This is a genomic window from Pseudonocardia sp. ICBG601, assembly GCF_020496245.1.
This window is the reverse complement of sequence record NZ_JAHLJA010000150.1, coordinates 513,887-537,147: the sequence shown is the minus strand read 5'-3', so window position 1 is coordinate 537,147 and position 23,261 is coordinate 513,887. Positions and strand designations below refer to the sequence as shown.

At 75.4% G+C, this 23,261-nt stretch carries 22 protein-coding genes; 8 read left to right on the top strand and 14 right to left on the bottom strand.

Annotated elements, in window-relative coordinates; genetic code table 11:
- Window positions 1-306: 306 nt before the first annotated feature.
- The 3 genes from KPL57_RS48125 to KPL57_RS48115 all read left to right on the top strand — a co-directional run bounded on the left by KPL57_RS48125 (window position 307) and on the right by KPL57_RS48115 (window position 2,586).
- Window positions 307-738, top strand: a complete 432-nt coding sequence (locus tag KPL57_RS48125; RefSeq protein WP_226357137.1) for a hypothetical protein — start codon at window positions 307-309, stop codon at window positions 736-738.
- Between the two features lie 98 nt (window positions 739-836).
- On the top strand, window positions 837-1,793 hold the full coding sequence (locus KPL57_RS48120) for a triacylglycerol lipase (protein ID WP_226357136.1): 957 nt from the start codon (window positions 837-839) through the stop codon (window positions 1,791-1,793).
- A gap of 19 nt (window positions 1,794-1,812) precedes the next feature.
- Window positions 1,813-2,586 (top strand): pentapeptide repeat-containing protein, encoded by a 774-nt coding sequence (locus KPL57_RS48115; protein ID WP_226357135.1) that lies wholly within the window; start codon window positions 1,813-1,815, stop codon window positions 2,584-2,586.
- On the opposite strand, the gene KPL57_RS48110 is transcribed toward KPL57_RS48115, so the two are convergent.
- From KPL57_RS48110 to KPL57_RS48070, 9 genes are all read right to left on the bottom strand, one after another.
- Window positions 2,489-3,100 (bottom strand): hypothetical protein, encoded by a 612-nt coding sequence (locus KPL57_RS48110; protein ID WP_226357134.1) that lies wholly within the window; start codon window positions 3,098-3,100, stop codon window positions 2,489-2,491. The genes KPL57_RS48115 and KPL57_RS48110 overlap by 98 nt on opposite strands.
- A gap of 69 nt (window positions 3,101-3,169) precedes the next feature.
- A complete protein-coding gene (locus KPL57_RS48105; RefSeq protein ID WP_226357133.1) occupies window positions 3,170-3,967 on the bottom strand; it encodes a hypothetical protein in 798 nt (265 codons plus the stop codon).
- Between the two features lie 138 nt (window positions 3,968-4,105).
- A complete protein-coding gene (locus KPL57_RS48100) occupies window positions 4,106-5,017 on the bottom strand; it encodes a hypothetical protein (RefSeq protein ID WP_226357529.1) in 912 nt (303 codons plus the stop codon).
- A gap of 104 nt (window positions 5,018-5,121) precedes the next feature.
- Window positions 5,122-6,093 (bottom strand): biotin-dependent carboxyltransferase family protein, encoded by a 972-nt coding sequence (locus KPL57_RS48095; RefSeq protein WP_226357132.1) that lies wholly within the window; start codon window positions 6,091-6,093, stop codon window positions 5,122-5,124.
- Complete coding sequence (locus tag KPL57_RS48090; RefSeq protein WP_226357131.1) at window positions 6,090-6,962, bottom strand: allophanate hydrolase subunit 1; 873 nt, start codon at window positions 6,960-6,962, stop codon at window positions 6,090-6,092. Before KPL57_RS48090 ends, KPL57_RS48095 begins: the two co-directional genes overlap by 4 nt.
- The gene (locus KPL57_RS48085; RefSeq protein ID WP_226357130.1) at window positions 6,959-8,311 is read right to left on the bottom strand and encodes an acetyl/propionyl/methylcrotonyl-CoA carboxylase subunit alpha; all 1,353 of its coding nucleotides are present in this window, start codon (window positions 8,309-8,311) and stop codon (window positions 6,959-6,961) included. Before KPL57_RS48085 ends, KPL57_RS48090 begins: the two co-directional genes overlap by 4 nt.
- Window positions 8,308-8,553, bottom strand: a complete 246-nt coding sequence (locus tag KPL57_RS48080) for an acetyl-CoA carboxylase (protein ID WP_020625095.1) — start codon at window positions 8,551-8,553, stop codon at window positions 8,308-8,310. The genes KPL57_RS48085 and KPL57_RS48080 overlap by 4 nt, the downstream gene beginning before the upstream one ends.
- Before the next feature lie 15 nt (window positions 8,554-8,568).
- Entirely contained in the window at window positions 8,569-9,294 is a 726-nt protein-coding gene (pxpA, locus tag KPL57_RS48075) for a 5-oxoprolinase subunit PxpA (RefSeq protein WP_226357129.1), read from the bottom strand.
- A gap of 24 nt (window positions 9,295-9,318) precedes the next feature.
- Complete coding sequence (locus KPL57_RS48070; protein ID WP_226357128.1) at window positions 9,319-11,706, bottom strand: xanthine dehydrogenase family protein molybdopterin-binding subunit; 2,388 nt, start codon at window positions 11,704-11,706, stop codon at window positions 9,319-9,321.
- A 122-nt stretch (window positions 11,707-11,828) separates the two neighbouring features.
- Here KPL57_RS48070 and KPL57_RS48065 point away from each other — a divergent pair, with 122 nt between their 5' ends.
- Complete coding sequence (locus KPL57_RS48065; protein ID WP_226357127.1) at window positions 11,829-13,331, top strand: PucR family transcriptional regulator; 1,503 nt, start codon at window positions 11,829-11,831, stop codon at window positions 13,329-13,331.
- 7 nt (window positions 13,332-13,338) lie between these two features.
- On the opposite strand, the gene KPL57_RS48060 is transcribed toward KPL57_RS48065, so the two are convergent.
- Entirely contained in the window at window positions 13,339-13,944 is a 606-nt protein-coding gene (locus KPL57_RS48060; RefSeq protein ID WP_226357126.1) for a DUF4232 domain-containing protein, read from the bottom strand.
- Window positions 13,945-14,059: 115 nt separating this feature from the next.
- On the opposite strand from KPL57_RS48060, the gene KPL57_RS48055 reads away from it, so the two are divergent.
- A complete protein-coding gene (locus tag KPL57_RS48055; protein WP_226357125.1) occupies window positions 14,060-14,800 on the top strand; it encodes a sulfite exporter TauE/SafE family protein in 741 nt (246 codons plus the stop codon).
- Between the two features lie 45 nt (window positions 14,801-14,845).
- On the opposite strand, the gene KPL57_RS48050 is transcribed toward KPL57_RS48055, so the two are convergent.
- Both KPL57_RS48050 and KPL57_RS48045 read right to left on the bottom strand, forming a co-directional pair.
- Window positions 14,846-16,909, bottom strand: coding sequence for a serine/threonine-protein kinase (locus KPL57_RS48050; protein ID WP_226357124.1), 2,064 nt, complete (start codon window positions 16,907-16,909; stop codon window positions 14,846-14,848).
- Between the two features lie 125 nt (window positions 16,910-17,034).
- Window positions 17,035-17,502, bottom strand: a complete 468-nt coding sequence (locus KPL57_RS48045; RefSeq protein WP_073574881.1) for a MarR family winged helix-turn-helix transcriptional regulator — start codon at window positions 17,500-17,502, stop codon at window positions 17,035-17,037.
- A gap of 314 nt (window positions 17,503-17,816) precedes the next feature.
- On the opposite strand from KPL57_RS48045, the gene asnB reads away from it, so the two are divergent.
- Both asnB and KPL57_RS48035 read left to right on the top strand, forming a co-directional pair.
- Entirely contained in the window at window positions 17,817-19,688 is a 1,872-nt protein-coding gene (gene asnB / locus KPL57_RS48040) for an asparagine synthase (glutamine-hydrolyzing) (protein ID WP_226357123.1), read from the top strand.
- A 73-nt stretch (window positions 19,689-19,761) separates the two neighbouring features.
- Complete coding sequence (locus KPL57_RS48035) at window positions 19,762-20,592, top strand: DUF427 domain-containing protein (RefSeq protein WP_226357122.1); 831 nt, start codon at window positions 19,762-19,764, stop codon at window positions 20,590-20,592.
- Between the two features lie 16 nt (window positions 20,593-20,608).
- Here KPL57_RS48035 and KPL57_RS48030 read toward each other — a convergent pair whose 3' ends face one another.
- Entirely contained in the window at window positions 20,609-21,109 is a 501-nt protein-coding gene (locus tag KPL57_RS48030; protein WP_226357121.1) for a MarR family winged helix-turn-helix transcriptional regulator, read from the bottom strand.
- A 77-nt stretch (window positions 21,110-21,186) separates the two neighbouring features.
- Here KPL57_RS48030 and KPL57_RS48025 point away from each other — a divergent pair, with 77 nt between their 5' ends.
- Window positions 21,187-22,302 carry a M20/M25/M40 family metallo-hydrolase gene (locus tag KPL57_RS48025; RefSeq protein ID WP_226357120.1) on the top strand — a complete coding sequence of 372 codons (1,116 nt, stop codon included), beginning with the start codon at window positions 21,187-21,189 and terminating at the stop codon, window positions 22,300-22,302.
- Here the strand turns inward: KPL57_RS48025 and coaA are convergent.
- Entirely contained in the window at window positions 22,274-23,203 is a 930-nt protein-coding gene (gene coaA / locus KPL57_RS48020) for a type I pantothenate kinase (protein ID WP_226357499.1), read from the bottom strand. The genes KPL57_RS48025 and coaA overlap by 29 nt on opposite strands.
- Between the last annotated feature and the right edge of the window lie 58 nt (window positions 23,204-23,261).

Sequence of the window (23,261 nt, the reverse complement as noted above, 5' to 3'; positions counted from 1 at the left end):
CGGACCGGCGTGGGGTCGGCACCGTCCGCCGCATCCGGGAGGTTCAGCGGGCACAGGACCGGCTCGGTCGTGCGTGGCCGCCGCATGGTCCGCCCCCGCCGCGGCGGCCCGCAGAGGGCCGTACAGAGCGCTCCCAGCGCCTCCTGGGCAGCCTGCGGCGACGACCGGCCCCCGGAGCACCCGTGGTGTCGCCGGCGCGTACCCCGTTCGCCGGCACCGCGGCCGTCGTCGTGGCCCGCTCCCCCGCGACACGCCGGTGTCGCGGAACGGTTGACCGCGCGTACGCGTCAATGAATCATTGACATCATGAGGTACGAGGAAGCGCAGCGCTGGCTGGAACGGGCCGACCCCTCGATCGCGAAGAAGCGGGAGTCCATCACCGAACAGCTGGACGGGATGAAGGAGCGGGCGGCCGACGGCGTCCTCACCCACGACGGGGCCGCCGCCTGGTACGCCCTGGTGCAGGAGATGCGCCGGCTGGCCGACTACTACGAGCGCGACCTGATCCGCACCCTGCGGGCCGGCGGGATGACCTGGAAGGAGGTGGCCGACGCCGTCCAGGCCCAGCTGTCGAGCCGTCAGGCGGCCCAGGCCAAGTGGAAACGCCTGGTCGACCCGACCCGGCGGACCACCAACGGGAACATGCGCCGCGGCGGACGTCCCCGCCAGGACCAGGTCCCCCGGCACGACGGGTCCACCGAGCCGGACGGCAGCACCGGACAGGATCGGACGGAGTAGTCACTCCTCCCCCGGACGGCCCTGTCCGGTGACGGTGCGCAACCTCCGGTGACCGTCGTCGTTGATCCTCGTGACGACGGCATCCGAGGAGGCGGCAGGTGGCTGGACAGGGCAACGACCGGCGCAGGTGGGCGGCGGTCGTCTCGATCGCGGTCGCGGTGTGCACGGTCGGCCTCGCGCTGGTCCCGCCCGCCCAGGCGGCGGCACCGGAGCCCGAGCAGGTCGCGTCGGTGCAGGACCTGCTGGACCCCTCCCCGCCCGGGTCGAACGACTGGGGCTGCCGGCCGTCGGAGGCGCACCCGGAGCCGGTCGTCCTCGTCCACGGCCTCTCGGCCAACCAGGGGAACAACTGGGCCTACATGGCCCCGCAGCTGGCCCAGCGCGGTTACTGCGTGTTCTCCCTGACCTACGGCCGCAACCCCCTGGCCCCGCCGCCGCTGACCCAGGTCGGCGGGCTCGCCCCGATGGAGGACAGCGCCGCCGAGCTCGCCGCGTTCGTCGACCGGGTGCGCGGGGCCACCGGTGCCGCGAAGGTCGACATCGTCGGCCACTCCGAGGGTTCGCTGATGCCGAACCACTACGTCCGGTTCCTCGGCGGCGCCGACAAGGTCCGGCGCTACGTCGGCCTCACCCCGCTCTGGGACGGCACGAACACCGCCGGGCTGGCGTTCCTCAACCGCACCGGCGAGCAGCTCGGCCTCGGCCCGGCCGTCGGCACCGTCCTCGACCCGCTGTGCGCGTCCTGCCGTCAGTTCCTGCACGGCTCGGACTTCCTGCAGCGCATGAACTCCGACGGCGGCCCCCGCGCCGAGGGCGTCGACTATACGATGATCCTCACCCGCTACGACGAGCTGGTCGTCCCCTACACCTCGGGCCTGCTCGACGGCGCGCACAACATCGTCCTGCAGGACGGCTGCCCCACCGACCTCGCCGAGCACGTCGCCGTCGCGTTCGACCCGGTCACGCTGCAGCACGTGCTCAACGCGCTCGACCCGGCCCACGCGAAGCCGGTGCGCTGCCTGCCGGTGGGCCCGGACGCACCCGCCGCGTCCTGACCGTGCCACGCTGTCGCCCGTGACGGCGGTGACGACGGCGGAGGACCTGCTCGCGGCGGCCCGGGACGGCGTGGAGGTCGGCTCGGCCGTCCTCGACGAGACCGACCTGCGGGAGACCGACCTCGCCGGGCTGGTCCTGCGGGGCGGCTCGCTCGCCGGGGCCGACCTGCGCGGTGTGCGGCTGGACCGGGCACGGATCACCGGGACGTCGCTGGCCGGGGCCGACCTGCGCGAGGCGGACCTGACCGACGCCGTGCTCAGCGGGGTCGACCTGTCCGGGGCCCGGCTGGCCGGGGCGACCCTCGGCGACACCCGGTTCACCGGCTGCCGCATGATCGGCACCGTCCTGCGCGGTCTGCGCGGGCTGACGGCGTCGTTCGTCCTGGACGACTGCTCGCTGCAGCTGGCGGACCTGCGCGACGTCGCGATGCGCGGTCTGCGGATCGCCGACTGCGACCTGTCCGAGGCCGACCTGTCCGGCGCCGACCTGCGCGACATCCGGTTCGAGCGGTGCCGGCTGCGGAGCACGGTGCTGCGGTCCACCCGGCTCGAGGGCGCCGACCTGCGGGGCTGCGACCTCGGCGAGGTCACCCCGGACACCCCGCGCGAGCTGCGCGGGGCCGATCGTCTCCCCCACCCAGGCGGGCGCGATCTGCGCGGCGCTGGGGCTGACGGTGCTCGAGCCGTAGGCCGGGTCAGCCGACGGGGCGGTCGAGGCCGCCGCGGCGCATCGCGTCCTCGACCTGGCCGGCGATCCACGGGTCGTCGTCGCACTGCGGCCCGGTCGCGGTGAGCGGGCCGAGCCGGACGACGTCCGCGGCGCGGCAGAGCGGCGAGGTGCCGGTGAGGTCGTCGTCGCCGGTCGGCTCGTCGGGGACGACGGGACGCGAGGCGTCCGCGACCCGGTCCTGCCGGGCCGCCTCGTCGCGGTGGTAGGCGGCGAGCTCGGCGTCCCCGGCGGCGCGGGCTGCGTCGGCACGGGACCGTGCCTGGTCGCGCAGCTCGGCGGCCACGGTGCTGACCCGGCCCGCGGTCTGCGCGTCGCCCGCCCGGGTGGCGGCGTCGCGGGCCCCGCCGACGGCGTCCAGCACGATCTCGCCGCGTCCGGGGACCGCGACGGGTTCGGTCGCGTCCGCGGACGTGCCGTCGGCGGCCGCGGCGGTGGGGGTGATGTCCCGGGCCGGGTCCGTGCCGTCGGCGCCACCGGCGAGGGCGGCCGCCAGACCGGCACCGCCGACCAGCGGGACGGTGCCGAGCAGGGCCAGGCGGCCGGGCGTGGTGCGTGGACGTCGGTGCCGTCCGCTCATCGTGATCGCCTCCTCCACTGTCGGTAGCCGGAGCCGGAGGGGCTCAAACCTGCATCGCCCGGCCGGGCGTCAGCAGGGGACGATCACGAAGCGGACGACACGGCAGACGACGCCCTCGGTGCGCGGGGTGTCCCCGGTCGGGGTGGGGGACGCGGTCCGGGCGTCGTCGGGCGCGGTGCCGGTCGGCGGGGCCGGGGTGGTGGTCGGGGCGGGCGGGGTCGTGGGTGCCTCGGTCGGGGGGATGGCGGCGCGTCGGCGCGCGTCGGCCTGCTCCCGGGCCCGCTGCGCGGCGCGGTCCTGCTCCGCGCGCTGCTCGGCGGCCCGCCGCTCCCGGGCGGCGGCCTCGGCGGCCCGGCGTTCCTCGGCGATCCGGCGGTCCTCGGCGATGCGGGCCGTGGCCGCCCGTACCGCCCCGTCGGCGACGGCGGCGGCGCGCGTCTCGCGGGCCGCGACCGGTGCCGTGGTGGGCGCGACCCCGGTGCCCGAGCCGTACCAGCGCGACGGCATCGGGATCGACGAGGCGTCGTCGACGGTCGGGCCGGAGGCGAAGGTCGGTACCGGGACGTGGTCGTCGACCCGCTGGTCCGCCGGAGCGACCCCGCCGAGCACCCCGGTCCCGAGCAGACCGGCGACGGTGACCGCGGCGACCAGCACCACCGGGACGACCCCGGCCAGGGTGACCCGGAGCCGCCGGCGGCCCCGCGACGGCCGGGCCCGCCCCTCGACCGGTCGTGGCGCGTCCCACGGGCCGGCGGGCGCCGTCGCGGTCGCGCCCCGGGAGCGGGCCGCGGAGCCCGGCCACGCCTCGGTCCCGACCGCCGCCGGGTCCGGGCCGGGTTCGCCCGGCATCCGGTGCCGGCCGATCACGTGGTGGAGCCGCTCGCCGTGCGCATGGGGTGATCGTCACCGGCGGACGGCGGTACGGCCATGCACCGAACGGGTGTGTCGCCATCGCGGGCCGTCCCGGTGGGGTGAACTGCGCGCCGCCCGGACGGGCGGCCGGGCTCAGCCCCCGAGCAGCGACAGCGCGGGTCCGGGCACCCGGACGTCGACGGGCGGGGTCTCGGCGATCCGCAGGCGCAGCCGGAGCAGCGCCCCGTCCGCGGCGCCGGTGTCCGGGTCGGCCGGTGTGACGGTGCCCGGGGAGACACCGGAGGAACCGCTGCCGGCCGGGTCCTCGTCCTGCGGCGCGGCGGACCGGGGGGCGGCCTGTGGCGGGATGGCCACGCGCGGGGCGGGTACCACCGGCCGCGGGACCGTCGGCCGGGACGGGGCGGACCACCCGGTGTCCCAGCTCCGCCCGGTGTCCCGGTCCGGGCCGGTGGCGTCGCCGGGTGCGGTGGCGTCGCCCGGCGCGGTGTCGTCGGCAGGGGCGGTGTCGTCCGGAGCGGTGACCTGGCCGGGTGCCGGCGCGGTCCCCGTGCTGGGCGCGACAGTGAGGGGGCCGGGCGCGGTGCGGTCACCGGCCGTGCCGCCGGCCGGGCCCGCCGGAGCGGGGACGTCCGCGCCGCCGGTCGTCGACGGCCCTGCGGCGGAGCGCGGCGCGGCGCCCCCGCCGGACCGGACCGAGCCGGTCCCGGCGGTGGCCGCACCCGGCTCCCGGGGCGATCCCGCAGTGGGGTTCCGGGGCGCGGCGGCCGCGGCGTCGGCGGCCGCCCGCACCGGTGCCTGCGCGAGCGGTGCCGGGTCGGCCATCCGCGCCGGGGAGCCCCCGCCGGGCACCGCGGGACCGGCGGCGAGCGGCGCGGCCGGGCCGGGGTCGGTCTGCTCCCCCTGCCCCGCGACGGGCTGCTCCCCCGGCGTCACGGTGACGACGACCGCCGCGGCGAGTGCGATCGCCCCGACCACGGGGACCGTCACGGCCAGGACCCGCCTGACCAGCCCGGCCCCCGCCGTCCTCCGGTGCCTGCCGCTCATCGCTCGGTCCTCCCCCACGTCCGGTACCGCCTCGCGTCACCGAGCGTCGAGTCTGGACCAGACGGCGCTGCGGGGCCAGCCCGAACGGGTGAGCGGGAGCGGCGTCACCGCTCCAGTGCGCTGTGCATCCGCGCGAGCCGGTCCTTCCGCTCGGCCCGCAGCGACAGCGCCGTCTCCAGGTCGACCGCCACGAACCGGGTCCGGGTGCGCGGCGCCGACTGGGCGACGACGTCGAGGTCACCGGAGATCACCGTCGCCACCATCATGTAGCCGCCGCCGGACACCGCGTCCCGGTGCAGCACGATCGGCTCCACACCGCCCGGGACCTGGATGGAGCCGATCGGGTAGGGCGAGTCGACGATGTTCGACGGGTCCTGGCCCGCCCCGAACGGCGGCTCCCGGTCGACGGTCTCCAGCTCGCCACCGGTGTAGCGGAACCCGATCCGGTCCGCGACCGGGGTCAGCGTCCACGTGGTGTCGAGGAAGGTGGCGCGGCCGCGGTCGGTGAGCCGGTGGTCGTAGAGCCCCATCACGACCCGGACCTCGACGTCCTTCGCGAGCGACGGCCGCAGGTCCTCGGGCACGACGAGCCCGGCCCGGCCGGTGCCGGACCCGACGGGCAGGACGTCGCCCTCGGCCAGCGGCCGGCCGTCGAGCCCGCCCAGGGCGCCGAGCGCGTAGGTGGCGCGGCTGCCGAGCTTCTCCGGCACGTCGATCCCGCCGGACACCGCGAGGTAGGCCCGTGCGCCGGCCTTGAGGTAGTCGAAGGCCAGCACGTCGCCCTCGGCGACGTCGAAGGACTCCCACACCGGGCGGGGCTCGCCGTTGACCGTCGGCGTGATCGTCGCGCCGGCCACCGCGACCGTCGCCGGGCCGGTGAACAGCAGCTCCGGGCCCATGTAGACGATCTCCAGTGCGGCGGCGCCGTCCGGGTTCCCGACCAGCGCGTTCGCGCAGGTCAGCGAGTACTGGTCCAGCGCGCCCGACGGCGGGATGCCCAGGTGGTAGTAGCCGGAGCGGCCACCGTCCTGCACGGTGGTGGACAGCCCGGGCTTGCGGACCTCGATGCGTGTCACGCGAGCACCTCCAGCAGGCGCTTGTTGTAGCCGTCGGGGTCGTCGAGGAACGGTTGCAGGTCGAACGCCACCGGCCGGGCGGTGATCCGGTACTCCCCCGCCTCGGCGGCGGCCTGGAGCTGGTCGTACTCGTCGCGGTCGATGCCGCGGAACTTGACCATGTCCCCGGGCCGCATGAACACCATGTGCTCGGTGAAGTCGGGCTTGGTCTGGGTCGGGTCGTAGATCGGCGCCGGGGTGATGCCGAACATCTGGTAGCCCCCGGCGCCGCGCACCGAGTAGATGCAGGAGAAGCAGCCGCCGTAGCCGACGGTCTGCTTGGGGGTGTCGGTGCGCGGGCGCAGGTACTTCGGCACCACGATCTGCCGGTCGCGGGGCACCATCTGGTACTTGAACGGCAGCCCGGCGACGAAGCCGACCATCGAGGTGAACCAGGGCGAGCCGGAGTGCGCGGCGATGAACTCGTCCACGCCGCCGTAGCCGTTGATGCGGGCCGCGTACTCGATGTCGGTGGCCTCGGGGTCCTGGTGGCGGTCGCGGAACCGCATCAGGGTCTCGGTGGTCCACGGGTCCTGGTAGAGCACCGGGATCTCGACGACCCGGCAGTCCAGGGTGACCCCGAGCGCGTCGCCGACCCGGGTCTCCAGCTCCTTCAGCTGCGCCATCAGGGCGTGCGGGTCGAGCACGTCGGGGTCGTAGCGCACCTGGTAGGACGCGTTCGCCGGGCAGATCTCCAGGATGCCGTCCGGTCGTTCGGAGCGGACCAGGTTGGTGATCGCGACGGCCTTGAAGTTGGCCTGCAGGCTCATCTCCTCGGCCAGCTCGACGAACACGAACTCGTCGCCGCCCCAGCTGTAGCGGGCGCTCATGCGGTCCCCTTCCCTTCGGCCAGCCAGTGTTCGAGGGTCCCGGTGTGGAAGTCGGCGTCGGCGACCCACGGTTCCCCGGCCAGGGTGCGGAGCAGCCCGGCGGTGGTCGGGATCCCGGCGACGGAGAACTCGTCGAGCGCGCGCCGGGACCGGGCCAGCGCCTCGGTCCGGTCGGCACCCCACACCACGACCTTCGCCAGCAGCGAGTCGTAGTACGGCGGGACCGTCCCGTCGGGCTCCAGCCAGGTGTCGCAGCGCACCCACGGCCCGGACGGCAGCGTGACCCGCCCGACGCCACCGGGCTGGGGCAGGAAGTCCCGCTCCGGGTCCTCCGCGCAGACCCGGAACTCGATCGCGTGCCCGCGCCGGGAGATCCGGTCCTGGGTAAACCGCAGCGGCTCCCCCGCGGCGACGCGCAGCTGCTCGGCGACCAGGTCGATGCCGGTGACGAGCTCGGTGGTGGGGTGCTCGACCTGGATGCGGGTGTTCATCTCGATGAAGAAGAACTCGCCCGTCTCGTCGTCGACGAGGAACTCCACGGTGCCGGCCGAGGTGTAGCCGACCTCGCGGCACAGCGCGACGGCCGCGGTCGTCATCGCCTCGCGGGTCGCCCCGGTGATCCCCGGCGACACCGCCTCCTCGACGACCTTCTGCCTGCGGCGCTGCAGCGAGCACTCCCGCTCGAACAGGTGGACGGCGTCGCGGCCGTCGCCGAGGACCTGCACCTCGACGTGCCGGGCGCGCTCGACGAACCGCTCCAGGTACATGGTGCCGTCGCCGAACGCCTTCTCCGCCTCGGTCGAGGCCTGCCCGAACGCGGTGCGCAGCGCGTCGGCGTCGGCGACGACCCGGATGCCCCGGCCCCCGCCGCCCGCGGCGGCCTTGAGCATCACCGGGTAGCCGACCTCCTCCGCGGCGGCGACCGCGGCGTCGGCGTCGGCGACCCCGCCGGGGGTGCCGGGCACGGTCGGGACCCCGGCGGCGCGGGCGACCTCCCGGGCGGCGACCTTGTCGCCCATCCGCTCGATCGTCGCGGCGTCCGGGCCGACGAAGGTCAGGCCCGCGCCGGCGACGGCGGCGGCGAACGACGCCCGCTCGGACAGGAACCCGTAGCCGGGGTGGACGGCGTCGGCGCCGGTCTCCTTCGCCGCGGCCAGGATCGCGTCGGCGACCAGGTAGGACTTCGACGCGGGCGAGGGCCCGATCGCCACCGCGGTGTCGGCCAGGCGCACGTGCAGGGCGTCGGCGTCGGCCTTCGAGTGCACTGCGACGGTGCCGATGCCCAGGTCCCGTGCGGCCCGGATGATCCGGACGGCGATCTCGCCGCGGTTCGCGACGAGCAGCCTCATGCCGTCTCCACCACCGCCACGGGCTGGCCGGCGTCCACCTCGTCCTCGTCGCCGACCAGGAACTCGACGACGGTGCCGGTGGCGCCAGCCGGGATCTGGTGGAAGGACTTCATGACCTCGACCAGGCCGATCGCCTGGTCGTCGGTGACGGCGGCGCCGTCCTCGGCGAACGGCGGGCTGCCGGGGTCGGGACGGCGGTAGAACACGCCGGGGATCGGGGAGACGACCTCGTGTCGGGGCACTGCGGGTACTCCTTCTCAGTTGCTCAGGTGGGGCTTCAGCGCGTCGTGCACGGCACGGGCGAGCTCGACGGCGTTCGGGGTGTCGGAGTGCACGCAGACCGAGTCGGCGCGCACGGTGAGCTCCTTGCCGTTCTCCGAGGTCGCCTTCCCCTCGGTGACCGCGCGCAGGGCGCGTTCCGCGGAACGCACCGGGTCGAACGCCTCGTGCTCACGGGTGATGATCAGCGAGCCGTCGTCGCGGTAGTCGAGGTCGGCGTAGTACTCGGCGACGAACCCCGCGGGCCGGTCACCCCAGACCTGCTCGTGCACGGTGCCGACCATGCCGACCAGCGGGGCGCCGAAGACGTCCGCGGCGTCGGCGATCGCGGCGGCCACCTCCGGGTCCCGGGCCGACATGCCGTAGAGCGAGCCGTGCACCTTGACGTGATTGAGCTCCATGTCGTGCGCTTGCAGGAACCCCGCCAGCGCGCCGATCTGGTAGACGACGCCCGCGGTCAGCTCCTCGCGGTCCAGCGTCATCTCGCGGCGGCCGAAGCCCTCCCGGTCGGGCAGCGACGGGTGCGCCCCGACCTTCACCCCGTGCCGCTTCGCCAGCGCCACGGTCCGGGTCATGACCCGGGGGTCGGAGGCGTGGAAGCCGCACGCCACGTTGGCGACGGTCACGAACGGCATGAGGCCCTCGTCGTCGCCGCAGTGGTAGATCGAGTACGACTCGCCCATGTCGCAGTTGATGTCCACCATGTCCCGGTCTCCCTCCCGGTGGGTTCAGGCAGTCTGGCCGGACGCGGCGGTGATCGCCCGCCAGACCGCCTGCGGCGTCGCGGGCATGTCCACGTGGGTCACCCCGAGGTGGGCGACGGCGTCGATCACCGCGTTCACCACGGCGGGCGAGGATCCGATCGCGCCGGACTCGCCGATCCCCTTGACCCCCATCGGGTTCGTCGGCGACGGCGTGACCAGCTGCTCCAGCTCGAAGTGCGGCAGGTCGGTCGCGGCGGGCACGGCGTAGGACGCCAGGTTGCCCGCCGTCGGGTTGCCGGCCTCGTCGAAGGTGGCGTGCTCGTAGAGGGCCTGCCCGATGCCCTGGGCGATGCCGCCGTGCAGCTGCCCCTCGACGATCGTCGGGTTCACCACGACCCCGCAGTCGTCGACGGCGACGTAGCGGCGGATCCGGGTGAACCCGGTCTCGGTGTCGACCTCGGTGACGCACACGTGCGTCCCGAACGGCCAGGTGAAGTTCGGCGGGTCGAACGCCGAGTCCGCGGTCAGGTTGGGCTCCATGCCCTCGGGAAGGTCGTTCGCCAGCGACGCCGCGCCCGCCACCTCCTGGATGGTGATCGACGGCCCGGCCGTGCCCGCCACCGAGAACCGGCCCCCGGTGAACTCCAGGTCCTTCTCGTCGGCCTCCAGCAGGTGCGCGGCGATCTGCATCGCCTTGTCCAGCACCTTGCCCGCGGCAAGGTGCACCGCGGTGCCGCCGACCGCGAGGCTGCGCGAGCCGTAGGTGTCGCGCCCGAACGGCGCGACCAGGGTGTCGCCGTGCAGGACCTCGACGTCGTCGGGGTGCACACCGAGGCGGTCGGCGACGATCTGCGACCAGGCGGTCTCGTGGCCCTGCCCGTGCGGGGAGGTGCCGGTGACGACCTCGACCTTGCCACTGGTCGTCATGCGCACGGTGGCCTGCTCCCAGCCGCCGGACTGCAGCCGGACCCCGGCCGCGACCTTTGACGGCGACAGCCCGCCGGACTCGGTGAAGTTGCCGAACCCGATCCCGATCTGCACCGGGTCCGAGGAGGAACGGCGGCGGGCCTGCTCGGCGCGCAGCTCGTCGTAGCCGACCAGCTCCATCGCCCGGCGCATGCAGGTCTCGTAGTCCCCGGAGTCGTACTGCACCCCGGACGGGACCGTGCGCGGCTCGAGGAACTTGGGGTGCAGGTTGCGCAGCCGCACCTCGGCGGCGTCCATGCCGAGCTCGCGGGCCAGGTCGTCCATGATCCGCTCGTGGCCGTAGGCGGCCTCCGAGCGGCCGGCGCCGCGGTAGGCGTCGGTCGGGGTGAGGTTGGTGAACACGCCCTTCGCGGTGAACGAGTAGTGCCCGAAGTCGTAGAGCCCGCAGAAGGTGAACGCGCCGAACACGGCGATGCCCGGGGTGAGCAGCTGCAGGTAGGCGCCCATGTCGGCGAGCAGCTCCACCTTCATCCCGAGGATCTTCCCGTCGCGGGTGGCGGCGACGGAGACGTCCTGGATCTGGCCGCGGCCGTGTGTGGTGGCCTGGTGGTGCTCCGAGCGGGTCTCGGTCCACTTCACCGGGGTCCTCAGCCGGCGGGCGAGGACGAGGGCGAGGAACTCCTCGGCGTAGACGTTGAGCTTCGCGCCGAACCCGCCGCCGACGTCCGGGGCGACGACCCGGATCCGGGTGTCCGGGATGCCGGTGACCGCGGCGAGGATGTCGCGCACGAAGTGCGGCACCTGGGTGGCGGTGTAGACGGTGAACCCGGCGCCGACCGGGTCCGGCACGCACACCACCGCGCGCGGCTCCATCGGCGAGGGGACGACCCGCTGCTGCAGGTAGCGCCCGGAGACGACGACGTCGGCGTCGGCGAAGGCGGTGTCGACGTCGCCGGTGGCCAGCGGCCAGGTGTAGCAGTGGTTGGTGCCCATCTCGGCGTGCACGACGGGGGCGCCGTCGGCGAGGGCGTCGGCCATGTCGACCACGGCGGGCAGCTCGGCGTACTCGACGTCGACGAGGTCGGCGCCGTCGCGGGCGGCCGCGGCGCTGGTAGCCAGGACGACCGCGACGCCGTCGCCGACGTGGTTGACCTCGTCGCGGGCGAGCGGGCGGTGGTCGGGGATGCGGATGTCCTCGGTGACCGGCCAGCCGCACGGGATGCCGGCGAGGAACTCGTCGTCGACGTCGGCGGCGGTGAGCACCGCGCGGACCCCCGGGACGGCGGCCGCGGCGGCGGTGTCGATCGCGACGATCCGGGCGTGCGGCAGTGGGCTGCGCACGAGGACCATGTGCAGGGTGCCGGGCGGGGCGATGTCGTCGGTCCAGGTGGCCCGGCCGGTGAGCAGCGCCTGATCCTCCTTGCGCTGCATGCGGGTTCCCACCCACGGTGCCGCAGCGGTACCGGTCTCCTGCGTGGCGGTCAAAGCTGTCCTTCCGACGACGACTGCGGTCCGTGCCGGACAGCGTGATCCGGAACACGCCGGGGCGGTAGTGTCCGGACTGTCCAGTTCGATGTCCGGTACACGCCGATCCGGCAGGGGGTTCGATGGCGCTGACGCTGCGCACGCTGTGTGCGAGCCGCAGTCTCGGACTGCGTCTCGCGTGTCCGTCCGCGGATCAGGATCGACCGCTCACGTGGGTGCATTCGAGCGAACTGTCCGATCCGACGCCCTACCTCGACGGCGACGAGCTGCTGCTGACCACCGGCCTCGGACCGGCGCCCGACCCGGCCGGCTACGTGGACCGGCTCGTCGCGCACGGCCTCGCCGGGCTCGGGTTCGGCTGCGGTCTGGGGCACGACGACCTGCTCCCCGCGCTGCGCGAGGCCTGCGCGCGGGCCGGGCTGGCGCTGCTGGAGATCCCCGAGCGCACCCCGTTCCTGGCGCTGACCAAGGCCGTCGCCGAGGCCCGCGCCGCCGACCGCTACGCCGAGGTCGTCCGCACCGACGAGGCGCAGCGGGCGCTCACCGCCGCCGCCCTGGGCGAGGACGACCCCGACACCGGCACCGCCCGGGTGCTCGACCGGCTCACCGAGCGTCTCGACGCCTGGGCGCTGATCTCCGGGACCGACGGCCGGGTCCGCCGCTCCGCGCCCGCCGGGGCGGCCCGGCGCGCGGTCCTGCTCCGCGCCGAGATCGACCGGGTGCGGGACCACCCCGGACCGTCCAGCGTGACCGTCGCCGTCGGGGACGGGCAGGTCGTGCTCCAGCCGGTGCGTCTGATCGGGCCCGCGGTGCTCGTCGTCGGGCGGGACCGGCGCTTCACCCCGGTCGACCGGCAGCTCATCGGGTCCGCGGTGTCGGTGCTGACCCTGGCCCACGCGCGCAGCGCCGCGGCCGGGCGGGCCGAGCGCCGGGTGCGGACCGCGGTGCTGCGGGCGCTGGCCGCGCTGCCGGGCTGCGGCGCCGAGGACGTGCTCGCCGAGACCTGGGGCCCGCTGCCCGGCGGGGACCTGGTCGCGGTCGCGCTCGGCGGGCGGGCCACCGGTGCGCCGCCGGACGTCCTGCTCGACGCCCTGGAACGGGGCCCCGGGGTCGCCTTCCACGCCGAGCTCGACGGGCAGGTGGCCGCGCTCGTCGGTGCCGGGTCGGTGCCCGCGGTGCTGGAGGTCGCCGGACGGGTGCGCGGGGTGCGGGCCGGGGTGTCGACGCCGGCCCCGGTCGGTGAGCTGGGCCGCGCGCTGCGCGAGGCGGGCCGGGCGCTCGACGCCGCCGAACGCCGCGACCGGGCGGTGCTGCGCTTCGCCGACCTCGCGGGCAGCGGGCTCGCCTCGCTGGTGCGCCCCGAGGACGCCACCGCCTTCGCCGACGCCGTGCTGGCCCCGCTGGTCCGCCACGACACCGAGCGCCGCGGCGACCTGGTCGCCTCACTGCGGGAGTGGCTGGCCCACCACGGGCAGTGGGACCCGGCCGCGTCCCGGCTCGGGGTGCACCGCCACACCCTGCGGGCCCGCATCACCCGGGCCGCCGCACTGCTGGAGCGCGACCTCGACTCCCCCGGCGTCCGCGCCGAGCTGTGGTTCGCCCTGCACACCGCCGACCCCGCCTGAGGAGGCGCTACCGGGCGGCGACCGACCCCACCGTGGCCTGCGGCGGCTCGGTGGTCGCGGAGCACACCGGGCCGGGGCGCGGCACGAACGTCCCGCCGCTGCCCCCGGGCGGGGCGACCCGCAGCCCGCGCGCCTGCTCCGGGACGCAGTCCGCCTCCGGGTACGACGTGGTCGCCCGTACCCGCAGCGGCGCCGTGGCCACGGCCCCCGGGGCCAGCCGCACCCGCGCCCGGGGCCCGTCGATCGCGGCCCGCGGCCCGACGCGGGTCCCCTCGTTGCCCGCCACGAACGCGACCCCGGGATAGCCGTCGAGCACGCAGGGGGCGCCGCCGGTGTTGCGGAACACCAGGTCGGCGACGGCGGCCGGGCCGTCGGTGCGGGGTGCGGTGGCGGACACGTCGAGGGTGTCGCCGGTGCACGGACCGGCCGGGCCGCCGTCGTCGGCCGGGGCGGACGCGGTGCTCGACGGGGGCGGGATCGCGACGACGGGTGCCGGGGCCGCGGGGGCCGGGACGGGCGGGCGCGGGGCGGGGACGTCGGGGCCCGCGGTGCCGCAGCCCGCGAGCAGGAGCAGCAGGGCGGCACCCACCCCGGCCTCGCGCGGACCCACCACCGTGACCCCCGTTCCGACGCAGGTCGCTGCGCCGATCGGCGTCATTGTGACGTGGTCGTGCCCCCCACCGGGCGGCGGGTAGGGTCCTGTGCATCGCCAACGACATGCTCCGCCCGTGACCCCGTGGCAGCTGCTCACGCTGTTCGGTGCCGGCGTCGCGGCCGGCCTGGTCGGCGCCGTCGCCGGGCTCGCGTCGCTGTTCTCCTACCCCGCGCTGCTGGCCGTCGGGCTCCCCGCGACGACGGCGAACATCACCAACACCGTCTGCATGCTGTTCCAGGGGGCGGGCGCGGTCGCCGGGTCCCGCCCGGAGCTGCGCGGCGCCGGGCCGCAGCTGCGCTGCTGGATCGGCCCGGCGCTGCTCGGCGGCGCGGCCGGGGCCGGGCTGCTGCTGCTCACCCCGGCCGGTGGCTTCGAGCGGATCGTGCCGTTCCTGGTCGCGGTCGCGGCACTGCTGCTCCTGCGCCCGCCCCGGCCCGCGGCCGAACCGCGGCCGCCCGGGCCGGGCGTCGCGGTGGCCGTGTTCGGTGTCGCCGTCTACGCCGGGTACTTCGGCGCGGCGGCCGGGGTGATGATGCTGGCGCTCACGCTGTCGCTGCCGGGCGCGACCCTGCTGCGGGCCAACGCGCTGAAGAACGTGCTGACCTGGGCGGCGAACGCGGTCGCCGCGGTCGGCTTCGCGGTCTTCGGCGACGTCGCGTGGGCCGCGGTGCCCGCGCTGGCCCTGGGTCTGCTCATCGGCGGGCGGCTCGGCCCGGTCGTGGCCCGGCGGCTCCCGGCCCGCCTGGTCCGGATCGGCATCGCGGTCGCGGGCCTCGGCCTGGCCGTGCGGCTGTTCGTCCAGGCCTGGCTCTGAGCGGTCCCGCGCGGCCCGGCGGTGCGCCGTGGGTGGACCGGACCCTCAGCCCCGGCGGTACTCCAGCATCGCGGTGACCGGGCCGTCGGTGCGGTGCCCGTGGCGGCGCAGCCAGCCGTCGAGCTTGCCCTGCACCGTGGGCAGGTCCGGGCGCCGGTGCGGCTCGGTGCGCATCGCCTGCTTGAGCAGCGCCAGGTGCGCGGTGCGGCTCGGCAGGTGGGTGAGCTTCGCCCCCGCCGCGGCCGCCCGCAGCCCGGCGACGGCGTCGGCGGACTCCCCGCGCGGCGGGTGCCCGCTCAGCGCGAACGACACCGCCGCCGCGAGCTGCCAGGCGTCGGAGGCGGGCGAGGCGGGCTTCCCGGCCGCGGCCTCCGGCGCCAGGTAGTCGGGCGTGCCCAGGACGTAGCCGGTCTGGGTCAGCGTGGAGTCGCCCTGCTTGCGCGCGATCCCGAAGTCGATCAGGTGCGGGTGCCCCTGCGGGTCGACGACGATGTTGCCCGGCTTGATGTCGCGGTGCAGCACCCCGGCGCGGTGCGCGGTGTGCAGGGCGCCGGCGATGCCGGTCCAGATGCGGGCCGCGGAGATGTCGTCCACCGGGCCCTGCTCGCCGACGAGCTGGCCCAGGGACATGCCGTCGACGTACTGCATGACGATGACCAGCCCGTCCATGCCCTGCAGGCCCGGGTCGGACGAGGCGTGCAGCAGGTCGTAGATCTGCACGCAGCAGGGGTGGCGCATCGCGCCGAGCGCGGCGGCCTCCCGGCGGATGCGCTCCTCGGTCTCCGGGTCCGCGGCGTGCGCGGACTTGACCGCGACGGTGTGGCCGAGCTTCGCGTCGTGGGCCAGCCAGACCCCGCCGAAACCACCGGCACCGAGGCGGCGCATCAGCCGGAACCGGGGCGCCCGCGGCGGACCGCCCGTTACGGGCGCGACGAGCGTGGGCCGGCGCGGCGGCCCCGCCGGGGGACGTCCCGCACCGGAGACCGGGCCGCGGGCCGCTCCCGACACCGGGCCGCGCAGCGGACCCGCGGCGGGGTGTGCGGCCGGGCCGGTGAACGGCGGCGGCCCGGCGGGCGGGCGGGCGGCCGGGCCGGGGGCGTACCCGGCGGGCGGCAGCGCGCCGTACCCGGACGGCGGGCGGGGCGCGGCGGCGAACCCGGCGTAGGGCGCGGACTGCTCGACCGAGGACGGCCCGCGGGTCCCGTTCGTCCCGGCGGTGCCCGGTGTCTCGCGGGCGGAGAAGCGCTGGGCGAGACGCTCGGCGACGCTGGGCGTCGCGGCCGCGCCGGACTGCGGGGCGAGCCCGTCGCCGCCACCGCGCCCGGCCCGCGACGACCCGGTGCCGGTGCGTCCCGCGACGGACGGCTCGGCACGGCGCGGTGGCGCGTCGCGCCCGGCGCGGATCCGCTCGACCGTCGCCCGCGACGGCGCGGGGAACAGCGGGACGACCAGCACCCCGACCAGGCCCGCGGCGAGGATGCCGACCCACAGGTGCTCGGCGGTGCCCGCGGGGACCGCGCCGGTCAGCACGATCAGCGCGAACAGCGGCAGCCAGAAGAACTTGGCCGGCCAGCGGGGCCCGCGACGCAGCGCGGTGCGCGCCTGGACCGCGACGAGCACGGTCGCGAGCAGCGGCACGACGCCGAGCAGGGCGACGGAGGTGACCGAGGTAACGACGTCCCCGCCGATGGACCCGGCCACGGTGCCGCGGCCCAGGTAGCTGCTCTGGGTCCCGACGACGCTGCAGGTCTCGACCCGGATCGACGACGTGGCCGACGAACTCAGGCCGGGGACGGCCGGCACACCGGCGGTGGCACGGCTGAACACCCCGCCCGCCCCGACGAACACCGCCAGCGGGAGCAGGCCCGCCGACAGCACACCGATCCCGGCCAGCAGCACGGACTCGGCCGAGCCGTAGCCCGAGGAGGACCCGGAGCCGATCCCACGGCGCAGCAGCGCGACCAGCGCAGCACCGGCGGTGGGCAGCAGCCCCGTCAGCACGCCGAGCGCGGTGACCGACCAGGCCCAGTCCCCCGGGCACACGTCCGGCACACCGAGCCCGCGGATGCCCTCCAGCACTCCGGCGACGAGCGCCACCAGCGCGTCCACGCCCGTCCTCACCCCCGAACTCGCTCCGAGTGCGGGCCACCCGGACTGCCCACTATCGCATCACCCGGGTGGGGCCCGGCGGAGCAGCGGGTGCACGGGGGCGCGCGCGGGCGGGTGGAGCGGGGTCAGCGCACGAAGAGGTCCAGGTCGGTGTTGAACCGGTCGAGCAGCTCGGCCAGGGAGTCGCGGTCGTGGGTCGGCCAGTGCGCGATGACCTCGCGCAGCGGCGCCAGGCGGGCCTCGCGGACCTGCTCACGGGCGGCGAGCCCGGCCGGGGTGAGGGTGACGCTGACCGAGCGGGGGTCGCGCTCGTGCGGGGACACGTCGACCAGGCCGGCCCGCGACAGGCGCGAGACCTGACGGCTGGCGGTGGGCTTGGAGACCCCCAGCTTGCCGGTCAGCGCGGTGAGCGAGAGGGCGCCCTCGTCGTCGAGCAGCATGAGGACCGGGTAGGTGTAGCGGTCCACGGCGTCGTTCGCGCCGTAGCCGTGCGACCACACCGACTCCATGGTGCGGCGGACCAGCAGCGTGATCTGCTTCTCCAGCGAGTGCAGCGGGTCCTGGGTCGCCGTGGCGAGACCGCCGGTCGCCACGGTTGCGTCGTCGTCAATCGGGCCAATCGGACGTTCCGTCATGATTCGCATGCTACACACGTTGCGGGCCGCAACATTGACGATCGCAATCACGTAAGCGGATCGAAAGGTTCGTGCGCCTTCACGCAACGATGCTGCGCCGAACGGGTGTGATCAGCGACGCCCGTCGTCGAAAGTGCTGGACGAACCGCCCGTTACCGCACGGAGCACTCACGTCGTGTTACCTACGTGTTGCGTCCTGCAATCATTAGCGTTGCAATCGATCTTACCGGGCGGCGCGGTCCGGGCCACGAGATCTGAGGAGGCGCTCAACCGTGTGCGGAATCTGCGGCTGGATCGACTACCGACACGACCTGGGGGCGGACGAGCACGCCCGCACCCTCGCGGCGATGAACGAGACGATGTCCTGCCGCGGACCGGACCAGCAGGGCGTGTGGGCCCAGGGGCCCGCGGCGCTGTGCCACCGCAGGCTCGCGGTCATCGACATCGAGGGCGGCCGCCAGCCGATGACCCTCGACGAGGGCGGGGCCCCCGCCCTGCACATGGTCTACTCCGGCGAGACCTACAACTTCCGCGAGCTGCGCGAGCAGCTCGCCGCCGCCGGGCACCGGTTCCGGACCTCCAGCGACACCGAGGTCGTGCTGCGGGCGCACCGCGAGTGGGGCGCGAAGGACCCCCGCGACGTCGCCCGCCGGCTCAACGGCATGTTCGCCTACGCCCTGTGGGACTCCGGCACGAACGAGCTGGTGCTGGTGCGTGACCGCCTGGGCATCAAGCCGCTGTACTACTACCCCACCCCGCACGGGGTGCTGTTCGGCTCCGAGCCCAAGGCGATCCTGGCCAACCCCGAGGCCGAGCGGGTCGTCGACGCCGAGGGCCTGCGCCGGGCGCTGGCGTTCGTCTCCGACATGTCCAACGCGGTGTTCCGCGGCATGCGCGAGGTCCCCCCGGGCTGCGTGGTCCGGGTCTCCCGCGACGGCGTCCGCGAGGAGCGCTACTGGGAGCTCACCGACACCGGGCACACCGACGACGTCGACACCACCGTGCACCACGTCCGCGAGCTGCTCGAGGACACCGCGTTGCGCCAGCTCTACGCCGACGTCCCGCTGTGCACGCTGCTCTCGGGCGGGCTGGACTCCTCGGCGCTCACCGCGCTGGCCGCGAAGCACGTCGACGGCACCGTGCGGTCCTTCGCGGTGGACTTCGTCGGCTACGCCGACAACTTCGTCGCGGACGACGCCCGCGGCACCCCCGACTCCCCCTACGTGCACGAGGTCGCCGAGTACGTCGGGACCGCGCACCGCGACATCGTGCTGCGCACCGAGGACATGATGGACCCGGCCGTGCGCCGGGCCACGGTGCACGCCCGCGACCTGCCCGCCGGCATCGGCGACATGGACTCGTCGCTGTACCTGCTGTTCTCCGCGATCCGCAAGGAGTCCACGGTCGCGCTGTCCGGGGAGTCCGCCGACGAGGTGTTCGGCGGCTACCGCGACTTCCACGACCCGGAGACCGTCGCCGCGGACACCTTCCCGTGGCTGGCCGGGCGGATGATGAACGCCGACCAGTCCGACCCCGGGCTGTTCGACCGGGCCCTGTGGGACAAGCTCGACGTCCCCGGCTACCTCGACGACCAGTACCGGACCGCGCTCGCCGAGGTGCCCGAGCTGACCGGCCCGGCCGCCGACGACCCGCACGAGCGCCGGATGCGCGAGATCTGCTACCTCTACCTGACCCGCTGGCTGCCGGTGCTGCTGGACCGCAAGGACCGGATGAGCATGGCCGTCGGGCTCGAGGTGCGGGTCCCGTTCTGCGACCACCGCCTCGTCGAGTACGTCTTCGGCACCCCGTGGGCGCACAAGAACTTCGACGGGCGCGAGAAGTCGCTGCTGCGCCACGCCACCAAGGACCTGCTGCCCGAGTCGGTGGTCCAGCGGGTCAAGAGCCCCTACCCCTCCACCCAGGACGACTCCTACGAGAAGTCGCTGCGCGACCAGGTCGCCGAGATCGTCGGGCAGGGCGACGACGCGCCCGTCGCGCCGCTGGTGGACCGGGCGGCGGTGCAGCGCCGGCTCGACGAGGGCGGCGGGCACGAGGCCAACTCGATGGGCCGCCGGATGCAGCTGGAGCGCATCATCGACCTGAACACCTGGATCGGCGACTACGACGTGCAGCTCTCGCTGTAGCCCCGTGGCAGGTTCGCCCCGTGGGTGGTTGTGTGGGTAGCGACCCGCACGACCACCCACGAGGTGAGGCCACATGGGACTGACCCGCACCGACGGCCCGCTGTCGCCGTACGCGCCGACCACGGTGAACTACGCGATCTACGGCCCGCCGCACAAGCTGCTCATGCATCCGTTCCCGAGGCGGGTGCGGGCGGAGTTCGCCGGGCGCACCGTGCTCGACACCCGTGGCGGGTTCCTCGTCCACGAGTCGAACCTGCTGCCCGTGCTCTACGTCCCCGAGGCCGACCTCGACCAGGACGTCCTGGTCGCGACCGACCACACCACGCACTGCCCGTTCAAGGGCGACGCGTCCTACCGCTCGCTCGTCGTCGGCGACCGGACCGCGGAGAACGCCGTCTGGCACTACCCCGAGCCCGTCGCGGCCGCGCCCTGGCTGCGCGGGCTCGCCGCGCTGTACTGGAACGCCGCCGACGCCTGGTACGACGAGGACGAGCAGGTCTTCGCCCACCTCACCGACCCCTACACCCGGGTCGACGTGCGCCCGACCCACCGCGAGGTCGTGGTCACCCACGTCGCGACCGACGGCGTCGAGACGGTCCTGGCCCGCTCGGAGCACCCGTGGGTACTGTCGGAGACCGGGCTGCCGAACCGTTGGTACCTGCCCGCGGCCGACGTCGCCGTCCCGACCACGCCGAGCGGGCTGCGCACCCGCTGCCCCTACAAGGGCGAGGCGCACTACGAGCACGCCGACCTGCCCGGCGGGACCCGGCTGGCCGACGTGTTCTGGCACTACCCCGACCCGCTGCCGGAGTCGGCGCGGGTCGCGGGGCTGCGTGCCGTCGCGGGCGGCAGCCGGGACGACGGCTCCCGGGTCGTGGTCACCGTCGACGGCGCCGAGGCCTGAGGGGACCCCGCAGCGCTCAGTCCTCGTCGGCGACGATCAGGGCCTCGATCGCGGGCAGCGCGGCCTCCAGCGCGGCGCGCTGGGCGGCGTCGAGCCGGTCGAGCCGGCGGGCGACGAGCGCGGTGCGCTGGCTGCGGACCTCGCGCAGCCGGTCCAGCCCGTCGGCGGAGATCGAGATGAGCACGCCGCGGGCGTCGCCCGGGTCGGCGGCGCGCTCGACCATGCCCTGGTCGTCCAGCGCGGACAGCACCCGGGACATGGTCGGTGCGGTCACGCCCTCCCGGCGGGCCAGCTCCGACAGGCGCAGCGGGCCGTGCTGCTCGACGGTGACCAGGGTCGACAGCTGCAGCGGCGGCAGCGACTCGGAGCCGTCGATGCGGATCCGGCGGTTCAGCCGGCCCACGGCCAGCCGCAGCCGGGAGGCCACCTCGTCGTCGCTCGTCTCGAAGCGGCTCGACACCACGGTGCCGCCGGAGCCGCCGGAGCCGCCGGACTCGCTGCCCGATCCCTCACTCATCGCCCCATTCTGCCAAAGAAGTGATGAGCAATGGCATCGGCCCTCGGAGGCGGCGGGGTCGTGGCAGGGTCGCGGGGATGGAGACCCCCGACCCCGTCGCGCTCGCCGGCTCGCTGATCGCCCTCGACACCCGGGGCGGCGGGGAGCGCGCGGCCGCCGACCTGCTCGCCGGCCTGCTCGACGACGGCGGCTTCGCCGTGCGGACCGAGCCCGACCCGGCCGACCCGGCGCGGGCGAACCTGGTGGCGCGCCGCGGCGACGGCCGCCCGCCGGTGACCCTCACCGGGCACCTCGACACCGTCCCCGCCGACCCGGCCGGCTGGTCGTTCGACCCGCACGCCGGTGACGTCGTCGACGGGCGGCTGCGCGGGCGCGGCAGCACGGACATGAAGGCCGGGGCCGCGGCGCTCGTCGTCGCGGCAATGCGCAGCGACCCGGCGACCCCGCTGCAGCTGGTGTTCACCTTCGGCGAGGAGACCGGCGGCGACGGCGCCCGCCTGCTCACCGGCCTGGAGCCGTCACCGCTGCTGGTGGTGGCCGAGCCGACCGCGAACCGGGTGCTGCACGGCCACAAGGGCGTGCTGTGGCTGCGGCTGGTGCAGCACGGGGTCAGTGCCCACGGGTCGCGCCCCGAGCTGGGCGACAACGCACTCGTCGCGCTCGGGCGGGTCGCGGCGGCGCTGCACGACCACACCTGGCCGGTCAGCGCGACGCACGGCGCCGCCACGGCCAACCCCGGGACGCTGCACGCCGGGCTGCAGCCCAACCTGGTGCCCGACCGCGCCGAGCTGGAGGTCGACCTGCGCCTGGTCCCCGGCCTCGACGCCGCGACCGCCCGCGACGAGGTGGCCGGGATCGCCCGCGCCGCGCTGGCCGGCACCTCCCACCGCGGCGTCCCGGACGTCGAGGTCCGCCTGGACCTGCCCGCCGTCGGGACCGACCCGGCCGACCCGCGGGCGGCCGCGGCCGCGGCGGCGCTCGGCTACGGCGGGCCGGCGGCGTTCGCGTCGTACTTCACCGACGCGTCGGTGCTCGTCGGGGCGCTCGGGGACCCGGCGGTGCTGGTGTACGGGCCCGGCGACCCCGAGCTGGCGCACGTCACCGACGAGACCTGCTCCGCGGCCCGGGTCGGCGAGGCCGCCGACTCCCTGGTCCCGGCGCTGGTCAGAGCTTGCGCAGCCGCACCCGCGTGACGTCGTGGTTCGGCCCCTTGGTCAGCACCGCGCTGGCCCGCGAGCGGGTGGGCAGCACGTTCTGCTCCAGGTTGGGCTGGTTGATCGTCGCCCAGATGTGCTCGGCCCGGGCGACGGCCGCGTCGTGGTCGAGCTCGGCGTAGCGGCGGAAGAACGACTGCGGGTCCCGGAACGCGGTCTGGCGCAGCCGCAGGAACCGCTCCACGTACCAGCGGCGGACGTCGGCGGTGGCGGCGTCGACGTAGACCGAGAAGTCGATGAAGTCCGACACGGTCAGCGCGCCCGCGACCGCGGGCTGGAGCACGTTGAGGCCCTCGACGATGAGGATGTCGGGGCTGCGGACCACGAGCTGCTCGTCGGGCACGATGTCGTAGACCAGGTGCGAGTAGACCGGGGCGGTCACCTCGGGGCGGCCGCCCTTGATCTCGGAGACGAACCGCAGCAGCTTGCGGCGGTCGTAGGACTCCGGGAAGCCCTTGCGCTCCATCAGCCCGCGGGCCTGCAGCTCGGCGTTGGGGTAGAGGAACCCGTCGGTGGTGACCAGCTGCACGTCGGGGTGCTCCGGGGAGCGGGCCAGCAGCAGGCGCAGCAGCCGCGCGGTGGTCGACTTGCCGACCGCGACCGAGCCGGCGATCCCGATCACGAACGGGGTGCGGGCCCCGCCCGAGCCGAGGAAGCGCCGGTAGGCCCGGTAGAGCCGCCCGCCCTCCTCGACGTGCAGGTTGAGCAGCCGCGACAGCGGCAGGTAGACCTCGCGGACCTCGTCGAGGTCGACGAAGTCGCCGTAGCTGCGCAGCTGCTCGAGCTCCTGGGCCGACAGCGGCACCGTGGTCGAGGACGCGAGCTGTGCCCAGGACCGGCGGTCGAAGTCCACGAACGGTGAGGCGCTCCCCCGGGCCAGCCCGGAGCTGCGCCGGCCACCGTACTGCGGGGGCGCCGCGGCCGCGGGGGTCGCGCGC

Excerpts from the sequence above, each read along its gene's own strand:
- KPL57_RS48125 (WP_226357137.1), top strand. The coding sequence starts at position 307 with ATGAGGTACGAGGAAGCGCAGCGCTGGCTGGAACGGGCCGACCCCTCG.
- KPL57_RS48110 (WP_226357134.1), bottom strand. The coding sequence starts at position 3,100 with ATGAGCGGACGGCACCGACGTCCACGCACCACGCCCGGCCGCCTGGCC.
- KPL57_RS48100 (WP_226357529.1), bottom strand. The coding sequence starts at position 5,017 with ATGAGCGGCAGGCACCGGAGGACGGCGGGGGCCGGGCTGGTCAGGCGG.
- KPL57_RS48090 (WP_226357131.1), bottom strand. The coding sequence starts at position 6,962 with ATGAGCGCCCGCTACAGCTGGGGCGGCGACGAGTTCGTGTTCGTCGAG.
- KPL57_RS48085 (WP_226357130.1), bottom strand. The coding sequence starts at position 8,311 with ATGAGGCTGCTCGTCGCGAACCGCGGCGAGATCGCCGTCCGGATCATC.
- pxpA (WP_226357129.1), bottom strand. The coding sequence starts at position 9,294 with ATGGTGGACATCAACTGCGACATGGGCGAGTCGTACTCGATCTACCAC.
- KPL57_RS48065 (WP_226357127.1), top strand. The coding sequence starts at position 11,829 with ATGGCGCTGACGCTGCGCACGCTGTGTGCGAGCCGCAGTCTCGGACTG.
- KPL57_RS48035 (WP_226357122.1), top strand. The coding sequence starts at position 19,762 with ATGGGACTGACCCGCACCGACGGCCCGCTGTCGCCGTACGCGCCGACC.
- KPL57_RS48030 (WP_226357121.1), bottom strand. The coding sequence starts at position 21,109 with ATGAGTGAGGGATCGGGCAGCGAGTCCGGCGGCTCCGGCGGCTCCGGC.
- KPL57_RS48025 (WP_226357120.1), top strand. The coding sequence starts at position 21,187 with ATGGAGACCCCCGACCCCGTCGCGCTCGCCGGCTCGCTGATCGCCCTC.